The sequence below is a fragment of the Mesorhizobium sp. P2_B5 genome (assembly GCF_056404775.1).
Window position 1 is genome coordinate 396,370 of sequence record NZ_JBFUDJ010000002.1, and the last position, 16,879, is coordinate 413,248.

Annotated in this window: 16 protein-coding genes and 1 pseudogene; 5 read left to right on the plus strand and 12 right to left on the minus strand. The window is 63.0% G+C overall.

Annotated features, from left to right (window positions below):
- Nucleotides 1-120 precede the first annotated feature (120 nt).
- Nucleotides 121-552, plus strand: a complete 432-nt coding sequence (locus AC1D1N_RS08435; RefSeq protein ID WP_477348840.1) for an anthrone oxygenase family protein — start codon at nt 121-123, stop codon at nt 550-552.
- A gap of 25 nt (nt 553-577) precedes the next feature.
- Here AC1D1N_RS08435 and AC1D1N_RS08440 read toward each other — a convergent pair whose 3' ends face one another.
- Nucleotides 578-1,036, minus strand: coding sequence for a MarR family winged helix-turn-helix transcriptional regulator (locus tag AC1D1N_RS08440; RefSeq protein ID WP_477347839.1), 459 nt, complete (start codon nt 1,034-1,036; stop codon nt 578-580).
- A 99-nt stretch (nt 1,037-1,135) separates the two neighbouring features.
- On the opposite strand from AC1D1N_RS08440, the gene AC1D1N_RS08445 reads away from it, so the two are divergent.
- Together AC1D1N_RS08445 and AC1D1N_RS08450 are read left to right on the plus strand one after the other, a co-directional pair.
- Nucleotides 1,136-1,441 (plus strand): Rieske (2Fe-2S) protein, encoded by a 306-nt coding sequence (locus AC1D1N_RS08445; protein WP_477347841.1) that lies wholly within the window; start codon nt 1,136-1,138, stop codon nt 1,439-1,441.
- A gap of 1 nt (nt 1,442) precedes the next feature.
- Complete coding sequence (locus tag AC1D1N_RS08450; RefSeq protein WP_477347842.1) at nt 1,443-2,183, plus strand: glutathione S-transferase family protein; 741 nt, start codon at nt 1,443-1,445, stop codon at nt 2,181-2,183.
- Here AC1D1N_RS08450 and AC1D1N_RS08455 read toward each other — a convergent pair.
- A pseudogene (locus AC1D1N_RS08455) lies at nt 2,146-3,366 on the minus strand (FAD-dependent oxidoreductase); the annotation flags it as partial. The gene AC1D1N_RS08450 and the pseudogene AC1D1N_RS08455 sit on opposite strands and share 38 nt — an antisense overlap.
- A 75-nt stretch (nt 3,367-3,441) precedes the next feature.
- Entirely contained in the window at nt 3,442-3,849 is a 408-nt protein-coding gene (locus AC1D1N_RS08460) for a winged helix-turn-helix transcriptional regulator (protein WP_436260547.1), read from the minus strand.
- A gap of 136 nt (nt 3,850-3,985) precedes the next feature.
- On the opposite strand from AC1D1N_RS08460, the gene AC1D1N_RS08465 reads away from it, so the two are divergent.
- Nucleotides 3,986-4,879 (plus strand): SDR family oxidoreductase, encoded by an 894-nt coding sequence (locus tag AC1D1N_RS08465; RefSeq protein WP_477347844.1) that lies wholly within the window; start codon nt 3,986-3,988, stop codon nt 4,877-4,879.
- Between the two features lie 56 nt (nt 4,880-4,935).
- Here AC1D1N_RS08465 and AC1D1N_RS08470 read toward each other — a convergent pair whose 3' ends face one another.
- Both AC1D1N_RS08470 and AC1D1N_RS08475 read right to left on the minus strand, forming a co-directional pair.
- Nucleotides 4,936-6,855 carry a potassium transporter Kup gene (locus tag AC1D1N_RS08470; protein ID WP_477347846.1) on the minus strand — a complete coding sequence of 640 codons (1,920 nt, stop codon included), beginning with the start codon at nt 6,853-6,855 and terminating at the stop codon, nt 4,936-4,938.
- A 104-nt stretch (nt 6,856-6,959) separates the two neighbouring features.
- Nucleotides 6,960-7,700, minus strand: coding sequence for a pyridoxine 5'-phosphate synthase (locus AC1D1N_RS08475; RefSeq protein ID WP_477347848.1), 741 nt, complete (start codon nt 7,698-7,700; stop codon nt 6,960-6,962).
- Between the two features lie 112 nt (nt 7,701-7,812).
- Between AC1D1N_RS08475 and AC1D1N_RS08480 the strand changes: the two genes are divergently transcribed.
- Nucleotides 7,813-8,232: a SpoIIAA family protein gene (locus AC1D1N_RS08480; protein ID WP_112565036.1), complete on the plus strand. Its 420-nt coding sequence runs from the start codon at nt 7,813-7,815 to the stop codon at nt 8,230-8,232.
- A gap of 6 nt (nt 8,233-8,238) precedes the next feature.
- Here AC1D1N_RS08480 and AC1D1N_RS08485 read toward each other — a convergent pair whose 3' ends face one another.
- The 7 genes from AC1D1N_RS08485 to AC1D1N_RS08515 form a co-directional block, all read right to left on the minus strand.
- Nucleotides 8,239-9,366, minus strand: a complete 1,128-nt coding sequence (locus AC1D1N_RS08485; protein WP_477347850.1) for an ATP-dependent DNA helicase — start codon at nt 9,364-9,366, stop codon at nt 8,239-8,241.
- 172 nt (nt 9,367-9,538) lie between these two features.
- Nucleotides 9,539-10,423 (minus strand): translation factor GTPase family protein, encoded by an 885-nt coding sequence (locus AC1D1N_RS08490; protein WP_436260552.1) that lies wholly within the window; start codon nt 10,421-10,423, stop codon nt 9,539-9,541.
- A gap of 119 nt (nt 10,424-10,542) precedes the next feature.
- Entirely contained in the window at nt 10,543-10,887 is a 345-nt protein-coding gene (locus tag AC1D1N_RS08495) for a nitrile hydratase accessory protein (RefSeq protein WP_477347852.1), read from the minus strand.
- Nucleotides 10,874-11,533 (minus strand): nitrile hydratase subunit beta, encoded by a 660-nt coding sequence (nthB, locus tag AC1D1N_RS08500; protein ID WP_477347854.1) that lies wholly within the window; start codon nt 11,531-11,533, stop codon nt 10,874-10,876. Before nthB ends, AC1D1N_RS08495 begins: the two co-directional genes overlap by 14 nt.
- The gene (gene nthA / locus AC1D1N_RS08505; protein WP_477347856.1) at nt 11,530-12,135 is read right to left on the minus strand and encodes a nitrile hydratase subunit alpha; all 606 of its coding nucleotides are present in this window, start codon (nt 12,133-12,135) and stop codon (nt 11,530-11,532) included. The genes nthB and nthA overlap by 4 nt, the downstream gene beginning before the upstream one ends.
- A gap of 64 nt (nt 12,136-12,199) precedes the next feature.
- Nucleotides 12,200-15,364 (minus strand): efflux RND transporter permease subunit, encoded by a 3,165-nt coding sequence (locus tag AC1D1N_RS08510; RefSeq protein WP_477347858.1) that lies wholly within the window; start codon nt 15,362-15,364, stop codon nt 12,200-12,202.
- A complete protein-coding gene (locus AC1D1N_RS08515; RefSeq protein WP_477347860.1) occupies nt 15,361-16,632 on the minus strand; it encodes an efflux RND transporter periplasmic adaptor subunit in 1,272 nt (423 codons plus the stop codon). The genes AC1D1N_RS08510 and AC1D1N_RS08515 overlap by 4 nt, the downstream gene beginning before the upstream one ends.
- Nucleotides 16,633-16,879 lie beyond the last annotated feature (247 nt).

Here is a 16,879-nt window from a genome sequence, read left to right on the forward strand (position 1 = left end):
TGCAGCAAGCCGTACCGTACGTTACGGTTCACCGCTCTATGCCGTATTGCACTCAGCCTTGCAAGCCCTATTTCTGTCTCAACGGTTCGCCGCTGGACCGTTTGCTGGGGGAAGAAGATGCTGGTCGGATTGCTCGCCTTGACGGTAGCCGCCGTGTTCTCCGGCGCCGCCATCTATGTCAGCGTCGCAGAGCAGCCGGCGCGGCTTGGCCTCGATGACAAGGCGTTGCTCAAGGAATGGCAGCCTTCTTACAAGCGCGGCGCGGCCATGCAGGCCTCGATTGCCATTGTTGCCTGCCTTCTTGGCTTGATCGCCTGGTGGCAGACCGGTGGCTTCGTCTTTCTGCTCGGCGCAATTCTGATCATCCTGCCCTGGCCGTGGACGCTGATGATCATGATGCCACCCAACAAGCTGCTGGAGGCGATGGACGCGAGCGCCGACAATCCGCAAGCCAGAGCCCTGATCGTCAAATGGAGCACTCTGCACCTGGTGCGCGCCGGACTGGGCGTGCTGGCGACACTGGCCTTTCTCTGGGGCAGCCATCTGGCCTGACATCGGCCGGATCTTGTCGGACGGATCAATCCGCAACCGGCGGCAAGCGCAGACGGCCGAGCAACGCCGACACCGCGCTCAACTCGTCCGCAGAGAGTTTGTCGCCGACCAGTTCGGCGATCGAGCGTCCGTAGACGGCCCACATCCGCCGCCGGGTCTCGCGACCCTTGGCCGAAATGCGGATGGTCTGACCGCGGCCGTCATCGGCGACCTTCAGTTTTTCGACCAGTCCGTCGGTTTCGAGCCGCACCAGCAGCCGCGAGATGTTGTACTGCGCAAACAGAGTGCGCTCTGTCAGCTGGAACGGCCGCAGCCCGCCCTCGCCCGCCTCGGCAAGCTCGTGCAGCACGTCATACCAGTCCAGCGGCGGCAAGCCGCTATCCTTCAAGGCTTCCTCGGCCTGCTCGATGAGCTGGCGCGAAACCCGCATCAGGCGCGCCCAGGCCTTGATGGCGTCGGGCGATGGCGTGGCTGTTTTGGTCATAGGGGCGATCCTAGGCGATAGATGCAATTGCATCAAGCTTGACGATTAATGCATCTGCATCTATATACATGCAACCGCATCAATCACCCGAGGAATCCCATGAGACACGAAATCTGCAAAGTCGCCGACGTCCCGCAGACGGGCAGCCTGATCGCGCCGTTCTTCGGCCGCGAGGTCCATGTCTGGCGCAGCGGCGAGCGCATCCGCGCTGCCGCCAATGTCTGTCTGCATTTCGGCGGGCCGCTCGACTGCAAGGATGGCCGGCTGGTCTGCCAATGGCATGGCGCCGCCTTCGACATGGCATCAGGCGACCGGCTCGAAGGCCCGGCGCCAAAAGCGTCCCGCTTGCTGTTCCTGTCGACGCGCGTCGAGGACGGCGCATTGAACTATGTCTGGGGTGAGTGACATGCCAGAGAAGAATGAAATGACTGGCAAGCTCACTCTCGTCAGCCATCATCTGTGCCCCTATGTCCAGCGCGCCGCGATCTCGCTGACCGAGAAGCGCGTGCCGTTCGAGCGCGTCACCATCGACCTCGCCGACAAGCCGGACTGGTTCAAAGCGATCTCGCCTTTGGGCAAGGTGCCGTTGCTCATCGTGCGGGCAAATGGCAAGGAAACGGTGATCTTCGAATCCGCCGTCATCCTCGAATTCCTGGAGGAGACGCAAGGCAATCCCCTCCACCCGGCCGACGCTTACGCCCGCGCCCGGCACCGTGCCTGGATCGAGTTCGGTTCGGCGACGCTGAACGCCATCGGCCGCTTCTACTCGGCGTCGACAGAGGCAGCCTTCCTGGCCGAGTCCAGCGCGTTGTCGGCGATGTTCGATCGTCTGGAGAACGAATTGGCCGACCAGGCCGGACCGTGGTTCAACGGCGAGCGCTTTAGCCTCGTCGATGCCGTCTATGGCCCGGTCTTCCGCTATTTTGACGCCTTTGACCGGATCGGCGGTTTCGGCATGCTGGACGGCAAGCCGCTGGTTCAGGCCTGGCGCAAGGCGTTGAGCGAACGCGCCTCGGTCAAGGGCGCGGTGGCGCCAGACTATCCGCAACGCCTGCGTCAATTCCTGCGGGCGAGAAATTCGTTTCTCTCGACCCTGATCCAGCCGGATGATCTCGCCAGTGCACCTCCTTTAGCCCGATCCGCCTGAACGGATCGATCAGCGTTCCCGCCACCATCGAGGCAAGCACGCCTGGCACTGGCGGGATTTTCGCGATGGTCGCCACCAGCCTGTCGCGGAAGAAGGGCAGCATGGTGCCGTCCGACTGGTAGAACGGCGTCAGCGCCAGCGACAGCAACTGGAAGATCCGGACATGCCATCGCCGCGCCTTGGCATAGGTCTCCAGCGCTGCCTCCACACTGTCCGCTTGTGCCAAGGCATGGCTGAGTGCTGCCGCATCGAGCAGCGCCATGTTCGCCCCTTGCCCGAGCTGCGGGCTGGTCGAATGCGCGGCGTCGCCGATCACTGCCAGACACCGTCCCGCCGGCAGCCTCATAGTGTGATGGCCGTAGCGGGCGAGCGACAGCTGGTCGAACCTGTCGATCTGGCTGGTGAACGCTTCGCACGCCGGCCATAGCGAGATCAGCCTCGCCTTCCAGGCGTCGAGGCCCGCGGCCCGGACCTGTTCGACATCCGCCGGCTTCAGGCTCCAGAAGAACGCCGCCATTCTTTCGGCACCCGGCTGCGGCCTGCCGATCGGCAGCACGCCGATCATCACGCTCGCCTTGTCGTAGCGCTGCAGCAGCGCGTTCTCGTCAAACCCGTCGCGCCAGCCGAGCGATGCCCAGAACGCGCCATAGGCAAGCGGCCGGGGCTCGGCCGGATCGTTGAGGCTCTGGCGCAGTTTCGAGCGCGAGCCGCTGGCGTCGACAACAAGGTCGAACGGCCCCGCCCTGCGGCCAGTGTCGAAGACCAGGCTCGCCCGCTCGCCGACCACCAGCGTCTCGATCTCGACGCCGGTTTCGATGGCGATGCCCTGGCGCTGTGCGGCGTGGAACAATACGTTGAACAGCGCCGCCCGGTGCACCGCCAGCCCGAAGCGACCGCCGGGCTGCGCATCGTAGCGGACGGCGAGCACGGTGCGGCCAGTGGTGGCATCCGCGCCATGCAAACGCTCGATGCGGCTGCCCAGCGCCAATATGTCGTCGAGCAGGCCGAGATCGGCGAGCACGCTCAAGCCGGTCGGTTGCAGGATCAGGCCGGAGCCGACCGGCTTCGGCTCCTCGAAACGTTCGAAGATGGTGACGTTATGCCCGGCGTGCTTGAGATAGAGCGCTGTGGCCAGCCCTGCCGGGCCGGCGCCGGCAATCGCGATGTCGAGAGATTTTTCCATTGCCCGCCCAACCAATGGCCGGACAATCCTTCAGCGACCCTGCCAAATCAAGCCATTGCGGCATGCGCCAAAAATTCAACCACCGGCGTCGAAGGCAGCACGTGCCTTGCGCACTGCATCGTGGTTGAGCTCGGCCCACAAGATCAATTGATGAAAGGCGCCGAACATCGAGCGCCCGAGATCGGTCAGGCTGTATTCAACGCCCGGTGGCTTGGTCGGGAACACCTCACGATGCACGTAGCCATCGCGCTGCAAATCATGCAGCGTCTGGGTCAGCATGCGCTGCGAAATGTCGGGCACAAGGCGCCGCAACTCGCCGAAGCGATAGGGTTGTTCAGCCAATGCCATCATCAGCAGCGATCTCCATTTGCCGCTGACGCCCTGGATGACATCACGAACCGGACAATTGGCAATATTGCCGCCGTCGCTGATCGCTTTGTAGATCTCCATCTTCGATTTCAGATTGATGACCTTGCCGTCCATGGCTGGTTCCCTGCGCGTGCCTACCTCCCAAAAAACTGCCTTCTTTACGGCACCGGGTCAATTCCTATTTTAGTGCTGGTCTCTTTTTGAGACCACCAGAGCACCCGCCACCTCGGCGCAAAATCAGGATCTCCCGATGACCGAAACCCTTCTCGTCACCGGCGCCTCCGGCCAGCTTGGCCGCGGCGTCATCCGCTATCTCCTGGACACTCATAAAATTCCACCGGCGCGGATCATCGCCACCACGCGTAATCCCGAAAGCCTGGCTGATCTGGCGGCGAGCGGCGTTGTCGTCAGGGCCGCCGACTTCAACGACGCGGCCTCGCTGGAATCCGCATTCAAGGGCGCCGACAAGGTGCTGATCATTTCGACGGGCGATCTCGATCTCAAAAGCGGCAGGCGCCTGAAGCAGCACGAAAATGCCGTCGCCGCGGCCAAAAACGCCAGCGTTTCGCACTTGTTCTACACCTCGATGCCCAATCCGGAGCCGGTATCGCCGGTCCTGTTTGCCGATGACCACTACAGCACCGAGCAGGCCATCAAGGGGAGCGGGATTCCCTATACGATCTTCCGCAACGGCTGGTACCAGGAGAACCTGTTCCTGGCACTGCCGCACGCGATCGCCTCGGGACGCTGGTATACGTCCGCCGGCGAAGGCCGCATCGCCCACGGCGCACGCGACGACATGGCAGCAGCGATCGCCGCCGGCCTTGCTTCCGGCTCGACCGACAGCATGACCTACACCTTGACCGGCCCGCATGCCTACACCACGGCCGAGATTGCCGCGCTGGTAAGCGAGGTTACCGGCAAGCCGCTGGAAGTCATCCAGGTTCCGGATGAGGCGCTGAGCGAAGGTGTAAAGGCAGCCGGCGTTCCCGAGGATTTCGCTGACGTCGTCGTGTTCTTCGACGTCAACACGCGCTCCGGTCGCATCGCCATGGTGACCGACGCGATCGAGACGCTGTCCGGCCGCAAGCCGCAAACGTTGAAGCAGTTTCTCGAAGCGAACAAGGCCGCACTGGCTGGCTAGAACGACGCCGTAGCGCAAAACGTCAAAGGCCGTACCTTCGGGCACGGCCTTTTCTGTCAGATCGCCACCTGCGTGCCGATCTCGACCACGCGCCCCGTGGGGATCTGGAAATACTCCGTCGCGTCGGCCGCCGTGCGGGCCAGCCCGATGAACAGCTTGTCCTGCCACACCGGCATGCCGGAATTGGGCGATGCCTTGAGCGAGCGCCGCGACAGGAAGAACGACGTCGTCATGATATCGAACTTCCAGCCCTGCTTGCGGCAGATCGCCAGCGCGCGCGGAATGTTGGGCTGCTCCATATAGCCGAAGGTCAGCGTCACCCGCATGAACAGATCGTTGACCGCCTCCATCTTGACGCGCTCGCTGTCGGGCACCAGCGGCTGCGGCGCCGTCACCACCGAGAGGATGACGTTCTGCTCGTGCAGCACCTTGTAGTGCTTCAGGCTGTGCATCAGCGCGGTCGGCGCGCTTTGCGGATCGCTGGTCAGGAAGACCGCGGTGCCGGACACCAGCTGCGGCTTCTTCTTCAGCAGATTGCCGGCGAGGAAATCGAGCGGAATTTCGTTGCGGCGGGTTTTGTCGAACAAGTAGCGGCTGCCGCGCACCCAGGTCCACATCGCCATGATGATGGCGAAAGCCACCGCCAGCGACGCCCAACCACCTTCGAACACTTTGACGATGTTGGAGGCAAAGAAGCCGATGTCGATGAACGCGAACACCGCCGTCATCGCCACCGCCACCCACAGGCGCCATTTCCAGATGCGCGTCATGACGACGAAGAGCAGCACCGTCGTCACCAGCATGTTGCCGGTGACCGAGATGCCGTAGGCGGAGGCCAGCTTGCTCGATTCGCCGAAGCCGACAACCAAGAGCATCACCACCAGCGCCAGCAACAAATTGACGCGCGGCATGTAGATCTGGCCGGACTGCCGTTCCGACGTATGCAGGATTTCGAGGCGCGGCAGCATGTTGAGCTGCACAGCCTGCCGGGTCAGCGAGAAGGCGCCGGAGATGACCGCCTGGCTGGCAATCACCGTCGCGGCGGTTGCCAATACCACCATCGGGATCAGCGTCCAACCTTCGTTCATCTCGAAGAACGGGTGGCCGACCACGCCGTTCTTGGCCAGCACGAAAGCGCCCTGCCCGGCATAGTTGAGCAGCAGGCAGGGAAACACCACCGCCAGCCACGCCAGCACGATGGGCTTGCGGCCGAAATGGCCAAGATCTGCGTAAAGCGCCTCGGCGCCGGTGACGGCGAGGAAGATGGCGCCGATGGTGACGAAGGCGACGTCGGGCGAATTGATCAGGAAGGCGACGATGTAGTGCGGGCTGACCGCCCACAGGATTTCCGGATCGGCGATGATGTGATTCAGGCCGGAAAGGCCGATGGCCAGGAACCAGACCGCGGTGATCGGTCCGAAGATCAGCGCCACGCCGCCGGTTCCAAAGCGCTGCACCGAAAACAGGATCGCCAGGATGACCAGCGTCAGCGGCACGACATAGGGCTGGAAGGCCGGGGTGACGACATTCATGCCTTCGACGGCCGACAGCACCGAGATCGCCGGCGTGATGACGGCGTCGCCGAAGAACAGCGACGCGCCGACAATGCCGATGGCCAGGATCAGCGCCGAACGCGTCGGGAAACTGCCGCGTGCCAGCGCCATCAGCGACAGCACGCCACCCTCGCCGCGGTTGTCGGCCCTCAGCACGAACATGATGTATTTGATGGTGACGATGATCGTCAGCGACCAGATGATCAGCGACAACACACCCAGAATATCGCCGCGGTCCGCAACTTCGCCGCCGGACGACGCCACAAGCGCCTCGCGGAACGCGTAGATCGGGCTGGTGCCGATGTCGCCATAGACCACGCCGAGCGCGCCCAGCATCAGCACCTTGGTGCTATGCTGTTCGATTTCGGGATGGCTCGATTGTTCGACGGGTTCTGCCTCACTACCAGTATTGGTAAGGGCCATGGACGACACTCCGATAAGCGCGCGGTGCTCTACGCTTGCTGCGATGCAATATCAAGAGCCCCTCACGTAATGGCTGATATGCGGTAATGCCAGCCATCTGCCCTTTACCATCCGCATGCCCTAAGGAACCGCCCCACCGTACCGGCCATGCCATACTCCAACGCATCGGCTGTCAACCCATGTCCAATAGACACTTCGGCCAATGCCGGAATGCGCTTTGCCAATGCCGGCAGATTGTTCACCACCAGATCGTGCCCGGCATTGACCTGGAGCCCGGCCGCGAGCGCGGCATCCGCGGTTTTTCCCAATCTTTCCAGTTCCTTCTGCGCCTTGGCGGAATCGGAATGGCAGCTGCCGTAAGGCCCGGTATAGAGCTCGATGCGGTCGGCGCCGGTGTCGCGCGCGGCATTGACGCCAGCGGGATCCGGATCCGAAAACAGCGACACCCGAAAGCCGCCCTTCTTCAGGCGCTTGACGATCGGGTTGAGGAACGCGGCCTCGGCGGCAAAGTTCCAGCCATGGTCTGAGGTCGCCTGCGCCGGATCGTCGGGCACCAGTGTCACCTGCTCCGGCTGGTGCTTTTCCACAAGCGCCAGAAAATCTTCCGTAGGGTAGCCCTCGATGTTGAACTCCGCCTTGGGAAACTCGTCGTCGATCAGCGCACGGATCTCAGGCAAGTCGGAATGCCTGGTGTGGCGCTCGTCCGGCCGCGGATGCACCGTCAGCCCGTGCGCGCCGGCGGCAAGGGCCAGACGGCCGAGCCCGGTGACGCTCGGCCATGGCAGGTCGCGGCGGTTGCGCAGCATGGCGATGGCGTTGAGATTGACGGAAAGTTTTGCGGGCATGGCGTGAGGTCCGGCTGTTTGTGCAGCGCATCTATACTGCCTTTGACGGGAACAGACAGGGGGTTTCGGGTGTTCCAGTCATGACATCTGCTCGCAGAGGGAGGCCCAGCCAATGAATTTTCTCCAATCCGTGCCGGCGATCCGCCGTATCGAAACCGACCGTGAGGATCTTTTCGCCATCGACGTTGTCGGCCATGTCTCGGCGGCAGACGGTGAAAATCTTTTTGGATTGCTGGAGGCCGCCTACGCGCTTCACCCGCGAATCGACGTGTTGATGCGGCTGGTCGATCACGAGGGCGTCGACTGGGCGGATGTCGCCGACGAGACGCTGAAACAGGGCACGGTGCACGCCCTGGAGCATGTCGCTCGCTGCGCGACGATCGGCGAGCCGAACTGGATAGCGGATGCGCAGAGCTTCCTCCCCGCTGCATCTCCCATCGAGTTCAGGCATTTCAAGGTCGAGGATGAAGCGGACGCCTGGCAATGGCTTGGCGCGACGCCACTCAGCCCTGCTACGCCAGCTGCTACCTGACGCCAGCTATCTAACGATGGTCAGCCGCTCGGCGGCGCGGGTGATGGCGGTGTAGAGCCAGCGCTGGCGGGTTTCCTTGAAGGCCCAGCTCTCGTCGAACAGCACGACGTCGTTCCACTGCGAACCCTGCGCCTTGTGCACGGTCAGCGCGTAGCCGTAGTCGAAATCGTCAAAGCGCTTCTTCTGCTGCCAGGGGATATCGGCGTCCGGATCCTCGAACGCCGACTTGAGCAGCTTGATCTTGGCGACGCCGCGGTCGGGATCGTCCTCTTCGGGCGAGACCAGCAGGTTGATGCCGGGCTTCACCGTTTCGCGCGACGAGGTCATCACCTTCCACAGCGAACCGTTGAGCAAGCCCTTGGCGGGGTCGTTGCGCAGGCAGACCAGCTTGTCGCCGGCTTGCGGATAATCGGCATTGAAACCCTTCAGCTCGCGCAGGCGCTGATTGTAGCGGCGCCGCGTGCGGTTGGTGCCGACCAGCACCTGGTCCGCCTTCAGCACCAGCTCCTGGGTGACGTCCTCCTTGCCGATCACCTGCGCGGTCCCGTAGTCGCCACGCATGAACTCGCGACCCTCACGCACGTCGAGCGCCAGCTGGATGATCGGGTTGTCGCGCGCCTGGCGGTGGATTTCGGTCAACAGCACATCCGGCTCGTGTTCGGTGAAGAAGCCGCCGCCCGAGATCGGCGGCAACTGCGCCGGATCGCCAAGCACCAGGATCGGCGTGCCGAAGCTCATCAGGTCGCGGCCGAGCTGCTCGTCGACCATCGAGCACTCGTCGATGACGACGAGCTTGGCGCGCGAAATCGGGCTTTGCCGGTTGAGCGAGAAGGTCGGCGACATCGAGGTCTTGCCGGTCACCTCGTCGGCAACCGATTCCTCGCCTTTCGGCCGGTAGATCAGCGAATGGATGGTACGGGCATTGACCGCCCCTTTGGAGCGCAGCACTTGCGCAGCCTTGCCGGTGAAGGCGGCGAACTGCACCTGCCCGTCGACATGCTCGGCAAAATAGCGCGCCAGCGTGGTCTTGCCGGTGCCGGCATAGCCGAACAGCCGGAAGATCTGCGGCCTGCCCTCCTTGAGCCAGCGCCCGACCGCTTTCAAGGCCTCATCCTGTTGGGGAGAAAATTCCATCAGTGCGACAGACCGGATTCGCAAGCGAAAGACAAGATTGGCCGTCATATCGACGGTTGTCGGTGACAAAGCGGCCATCTTCGATAGCCCAGGCTATCAGTCGGAATTAGGAACGTAAAGAGAACAAACTATCCCGCGCCGGTTTGAAAATTCAGCTGCGGATGACGCGCAATCAGACATAGGCACCTACCGGGGGTGGCAGGTCGCGGGTCGCGGGAGGAACAGGAGCATATCCGGCATAGTTGACGCTCACCCGTGCCTGCCCTTTGGAATACGATCGGAGCGCATCCTCCAACTTGAACATATTGGCGAGTGGCACCGTCGCGTTGACGATGACGCCCATGCTGCTGGTTTCTTGATTCTCGATCTTGCCGCGGCGGCCTTTCAGATCGCCGACGATGTCTCGGGCATAATCCTGCGGCGTCACTACCTCAACCTTCATGATCGGCTCGAGCTGTTGCACGCCGAGCCTTGGGGCGGCTTCCTTGAAGCAGGCGCGGCTGGCGATCTCGAAAGCGGAAGCCGAAGAGTCGGTTTGGTGATAGGCACCGTCAACCAGCGTCGCCTTCATCCCGATTATCGGGAAGCCGGCAAAGGGACCCGAGCGCAGCATGGTGCGCAGCCCCGTTTCGACCCCGGCAACATACTCGTCAGGAACGGCACCGTCGGGAACCCTCGACGTAAACACGAAGTCTGGGTCGTGCCCGTTTGGCTCAAACAGGATTTTGACACGGGCGAACTGTCTCTGGCCGGCGAACTGCTTATTATGCGTGTAGTCCTGCTCGCGGGCGTAGGTGATCGTCTCGCGATAGGCCATTTGTGGCGCGCCGAAATTCAAGGCGATCTCTTGAAGCAGGCGGTAGGCGATGACGTCCAGGTGATGCTCGTCCCTGCCGTAGATAATCGTCTGTCCAGATTCCTCGTCCCGTGTGACGCGGAGGTCTTGGTCCTCATCGGCAAGCCTCGAGAGAGCAATGCGCAGCTTCTCCTCATCGGCCTTCTTCTTCGGCTCGATCGCGATTTGCAGCAAAGGCCATGGCGCGCCGGATATTTTCATCACGGTTGCATGGTCGCAGGCAGCCTCAATATTTGCAACCGAGCGCCAATACGAAACCCGAACTGGGGTAACGGAAATATAAACTGACCCCCTTGGGTCCGGAAGCACATAGCCTGCCGTCAGGGCCCGGGATCGTTCTCCAACAGGATCGGCTTGCCGTGCGGTGTGGCGTGCGCGGCGCGTTCCCAGGCGGCGGCTAGCGTGTCGACATCGCTTTTTCCGGCGACGCCCTTGGCCGCAAGCAGCTTTTCCAGCGCCGCCAGCCAGTGCTCGTAATAGTCATGACCGTCGCTTGCGGCGCCCGGCTTCTTCACTTCGGCTGATAAGGCATCTGCCCATTCGCTCCAGGAAAACAGGCCCTTGTCGTGCAGCGCAACGGTCAGCGCAAAAGCTTCCGCCTGCCACGGCTCGGCGAAGACCGGCTCGTCGAAACCTCTAGGCAATGCGCCTTCAGGCCGGCTCAAGATAGCTCTCCCAGGCATCGATCGAGACGCTGAGCGTCGGATCGGCGCCCTCGCCCCAGATTTCGGCCCCGTCGAACACCACCGTATAGACCCATTGCGGGTTTTCGCCCTTGCCATGCGCGTTGCTGTCGGGGAAGACAAAACCGTCGCGCACAGCCTCGATCACGCCCTGCTTGTCGCGCGCATACCGCGGCAGGCGCGTATGGCCGGTGGGATTGAAATTCTTCGTCCGCACGGCCTGCCCTGCCTTGAACCGCGCCGGTGTCGCAACCGGCCGGTCGCAAGGTCCGCCCTTGGCCAGCACAGCCGGGACGTTTTCTGCCTTCAGCACCCTTTTGGGTGTTGCTGCCGGATCGACAGCCCGGCCCTCGGCCAGATCGCGCTCACTGATAAAGCCGTGGCGCTTGAGCAGGACCTCCAGCGCCCTGATCCAGATCTGGTAGTAGCTCGACGAATAGTAGACGGCCGGATGCAACGATTCTCGCGCATGCCTGCTTTCGTCGATGTTCCAGGCGCCCATGGCGCCGGCCGTCAGCGTCACGCCGAGCGCTCGCCTCTCCCAATCGGCATGGAAATACGGTTCGTCCTTCTCCGGCGCGACCGGCCCGAAGCCCATCTGCCCGCCGAGATCCTGCGGCCCGTTCATGCCGGCTCCTTCGCCAGCGCTGTGCCGATCATCGCATCGCGGCTGACCAGTTCGGCTAGCTGTTCCTCGTTCCAGCCGTCGGTGTTTTCAGGCCGCATCGGCACCACGAGATAGCGCAGCTCAGCGGTCGAATCCCAGACGCGGATCTTTTTCTCCGCCGGCAAGGTCAGGCCGAATTCCTCCAGCACGCCGCGCGGATCGATCACCGCCCGCGAGCGATAGGGCGGCGCCTTGTACCAGACCGGCGGCAGGCCAAGCACCGACCACGGATAGCAGGAGCACAGCGTGCAGACGACGAGGTTATGCGTCTCCTCCGTGTTGAACACGGCCTGCATGTGTTCGCCCTGCCGGCCGGTGTAACTCAGCGAGGCGATCGCCTCCGTCGCATCGCGCTTCAGCAAGTCGGCATAGGCCGGGTCGCTCCAGGCTTTCGCGACCACCCTGGCGCCATTACGCGGCCCGATCTTGGTCTCATAGGTGTCGACGATGACATCGATCGCCGCCGGATCGATCAGGCCTTTTTCAGTGAGGATGGTTTCCAGCGCGCGCACCCGCGCCGCAAATGGGTCGAGCTCGTTGTCGTGGTCATGATCGTGGGACATGACCGCAGATTAGGATTGCCGGAACGACTCGGCAAGCATGACAGCTTGGGCCACGGGCCGCTGCCTATTCGGCGGCGGCCTTTTGCGGTTCGACAAGCCGGTCCTCGGGACCAAACAGCGAGCCCTGCTCGCCGCTCTCGACAGCATGCAGCGCCGGCCGGCTCTTTTTCGAGGAGAAGAAGCTCATCAGCCAGCCGGAGAAATTCTCGAAATAGACGTAGATCACCGGTGTGACGAACAACGTCAGCGCCTGCGAAGCGAGCAGACCGCCGACAACGGCGACGCCGAGCGGCTGCCGCAGTTCCGCACTGGCGCCGGTGCCGAGCGCGATCGGGAACGTGCCCATCAATGCTGCCAGCGTCGTCATCATGATCGGCCTGAACCGCATCAGGCACGCCTTGTGGATGGAGTCCTTCGCCGACATGCCGTCTCGTCGCAGTTCCAGCGCGACGTCGACCATCATGATGCCGTTCTTCTTGACGATGCCGATCAGCATCAGGATGCCGATCACCGCGATGACGGACAGGTCCATGCCGGCAAAGCGCAGCGCCACCACTGCACCGAGCACCGCCGAAGGCAGGCCGGTCAAGATGGTCAGCGGATGGATGAAGCTCTCATAGAGGATGCCGAGCACGATATAGATGGTCAGGATGGCGCCACCGATCAGCAGGCCCTGGTTGGCCAGCGAATCCTGGAAGGTCTTGGCGGTGCCGGCAAAGCTCGTCGAGATCTCCTTCGGCATGCCGATCTGGTCTTTGAGCTGGCCGATGCGGGTCACCGTGTCGCCGAGCGATACGCCCTGCGGCAGATTGTAGGAGATCGTCACCGCCGGAAGCTGGCCGAGCTGGTTGACGGTCAGGGCGCCGGCCGTGCGGTCGACGCGGGCAAAAGCGCCGAGCGGCACCAGGCTGCCGCTCGCCGTCCTCATCTGGATGGCGAGCATGCGCTCCGGCGACCATTCGATGTTGGGATCGAGCTCGGTGATGACTTCATAGCTGTCGGCCGAACCGAAAATTGTCGAAACCTGGTCGGTGCCGAATCCGCCATAGAGGGCGGAGCGCAGCGTGTCGGTGTCGATGCCCAGCTGGGCGGCCTTGTCGCGGTCGACCACCAGCGATGCCTGCAGGGCATTGTTCTGCAGGTCGCTGGTGACGTCGGTGAAATTCGCATGGTCGGCCGCCATCGCGTCATTCAGCTTCTGCGCCCAGATGTCGGTCTGGCCGGTATCCAGGCCTTGCACGACCAGCTGGTAGGCGCTGGCCGATGACCGCGAACCAAGCCGCAGGTTCTGCACCGGCTGCATGTAGGTTTCGATACCCGCCACGCCGGCCAGTTGCCGCCTTAGATCCGCAAGCACCTTCTCGATATCGGGGCGCTGGTCCTTGCCCTTGAGCTGAACGAAAAGCTGCCCCTGGTTGAGCGCATTGCTGCCGCTGCCCGCCGACCACGCCACATGATCGACATAGGGCGAATGCGAAAAGACACTGGCCACCTGCCCCTGCAGCTTCGACATGGCGTCGAACGAGATGTCCTGGCGCGCGATTGTCGTCACCGATATCTGGCCGATATCCTCCTGCGGGAAGAAGCCCTTCGGCGACACCTCGATCAGCCAGACCGAGCCTGCCGCGGTTCCGATGAAGACGAGGAACACCAGGAAAGTGTGACGCAGGCAGAAGGTGAGAAGCCGGTCATAGCCGCGTGTGATGAAGTCCTGCTTGTGGCCAGGGCCATGCTTGTCGCGATCGGCTTTCGTCACCGACAGCAGCCGCGAGCACAGCATCGGCGTCAGCGTCAGCGACACGAACATCGACGCCAGGATGGCGACCGTCACCACCACGGCGAATTCGTTGAAGATGCGGCCGATGACACCACCCATCAAAAGCACCGGGATGAACACCGCCACCAGCGAGATCGAGATCGAGATGATGGTGAAGCCGATCTCGCGTGCGCCTTTCAGCGATGCGTCAAAGGCCGACAGCCCATCCTCCTCCATGTGGCGGAAGATGTTCTCCAGCATGACGATGGCATCGTCGACGACGAGGCCGACGGCAAGCGTCAGGCCCATCAGCGATATGTTGTCGATGGAAAAGCCGAACAGGAACATCGCGCCGAGCGTGGCGATCAGCGAGATCGGCACCGCCACGGCCGGGATGATGGTTGCCGTCACCCGGCGCAGGAAGACGAAGATCACCATCACCACCAGCGCGATGGTCAGAAGCAGCGTGAACTGCACATCGTCGACGGCCTGGCGGATCGAGGTCGAACGGTCGTTGAGCAGCTTGATCTGGGCGGCGGCCGGCATCTGGTCCTGGAAGGACGGCAGCATCGCCTTGACCTTGTCGACGACGTCGACCGTGTTGGCGTCGGGCTGGCGCTGCACGGCCATGATGATCGCGCGCGTACCGTCGTACCAGCTCGCCGTCGTCGTGGTCTGCACCGAATCGACGACGCGGGTCACTTCGCCCAGCCGCACCGGGTGACCATCCTTGGTTGCGATGATCAGGTTGGAGAAGCCTGCGGCGTTGGTGAGTTGCGTGTTGGCGGTGATGGTCAGCTGCTGCTTGTCGTTCTGCAAGACGCCGAGCGGCGTGTTGCTGTTGGCCGACGCGATCGCCGTCTGCAGCTGGTCGATCGAAATGCCGCGCGCGGCAAGCGCGGTCGGATCGATCTGGATGCGCACGGCGTATTTTTGCTGGCCGTAGATGGAAACCTGCGCGACGCCGTCGATGGTCGACAGCGACGGCGAGATGACGTTCTCGGCGAATGCATCGAGATCGGTCAACGGAACCGTATCGCTGACCAGCGACATCAAGAGGATCGGCGCGTCGGCCGGATTGACCTTGCGGTAGCTCGGCGGCGAGGTCATCTCCGGCGGCAGCGATTTCTGTGTACGGGCGATCGCCGCTTGCACGTCGGCGGCGGCCGCGTCGATGTCGCGGTTGAGCACGAACTGGATGGCGATCGAGGTCTGGCCGAGCGAGTTGGTGGTCGAGATCGAATCGATGCCGGCGATCGTCGCGAACTGCTTGATCAACGGCGTCGCCACCGAGGTCGCCATGGTTTCGGGCGAAGCGCCGGGCAGCGACGCCGAGACGTTGACGACCGGAAATTCAGCACTTGGCAGTGCCGCCACGGGCAGGAATTTATAGGCAAACAGCCCGCCCAGCACGAGGGCGAACGACATCAGCAGTGTGGCGACGGGCCTGCGTATGCAGAATTCGGAAATCATGGCTGTGTCCCGCCCGCCTTGTCGGCTTGCGCGACCTTTGGCGCGGCCTGATCCCCGCCAGCCGCCTTGCCCTCATGCACGGCGGCGCGGTCCTTCAGCCTGGTCTGGCCCTCGACGACCACCTTCTCGCCCGACTTGACGCCCTCGCTGATGGCGCTGTTTTCGCCTTCGGTCAGCGCCACCTGCACCGGCCGCATCTCGACCGTGTTGTCCGGCTTGACCACATAGACGAAGGGGCCCTTCTGGCTGGGCTGGACCGCGACCGTCGGAACCGAGGTCATCTGCGGCATGATGCCGGCGTCAAGGATGACGTTCACATACTGTCCGGGCCATAGCGACAGATCGGCATTGGGTATGCTTGCCCGCGTCGCAATGGTTCCGGAGGCGGTGTCGACACTGGAATCGACGAAGTCGAGTGTGCCCTTGCCGATCGGCGTCGGGTCGCCGTCCTTGGTCAGCGTGACCGCGCCCTGCTGCGGGTTGGCCAGCGCCTTGTGCAGCAGCGCCAGATTGCTTTCCGGCAGGTTGAAGTTGACCTGCAGGGGATCGATCTGGGTGATCGTTACCAGCGGCGTCGCCGTGGTGCTGTTGCCGTTGCTGACGGTGACGAGGTCGCCAACCGAGACATTGACGGCGCCCAGCCGGCCCGAGATCGGCGCCGTGATCGTTGCGTAGCTCAGCTGGACGGTATCGGCATCGATCGTCGCCTTGTCGGCGTCAATGGTTGCGGCCGCCGCCTTTTGCGCGGCCAGCGCCTGATCGTAGGTCTGCTGCGTGCCGGCCTGCTTGGCGACCAGGTCCTTGGCGCGCTGCAGATCGGCCTGAGCGCTGACCAGCATCGCCTGGTCCTTGACCAGCGTTGCCTGGTCCTTGGCCAGTTGCGCCTTCAGCGACCGGTCGTCGAGCGAGAACAGCAGATCGCCGGTCTTCACCATCTGCCCGTCCCTGACGTCGATCGACACGATCTGGCTGGACACGCGCGCATTGATGTTGACCACGGCCGGCGAGGATACGAAGCCGATGGCATAGCGGCGGATCGGGAAATCGGCCGTTGTCGCGGTGGCCGAAACGATCGAGGCCGAACGGGCGGCGCCGGCGCCGGATTTGCCCGCAGCCTTGTCAGCCGAAGTCTTGTCCGCCGCCGCTGTCTGCTTGGCGCCCGGCAGCATCTGCTGCAAACTGCTCATCGCCGCCGGCGAAAAATAGACCCACGCCGCTGCGACACAGGCCGCCGCCACTACCACCGCCAGAACGACTTTCCCGCGCATCGACTACAAGCCCTATGATCCGACACGCCGAACCCGGTGGTCTCATTCTACCGCAAATCACGGCGCCTTGCCGCGATTTTGCGGAAATAGATAGGACACGCCTTTGTCGGAAAAGGGCCAAAACGCGGCATTACGAAGATTTAATGTGCACTGCACAATGAATGGGCAGCCGGCTCAGGAGTCGGAAAGCCAGCCAGGATGTGGTTGAGATTCAGGTCCGGCGAGCCTTACCTGAACATCAAGCACA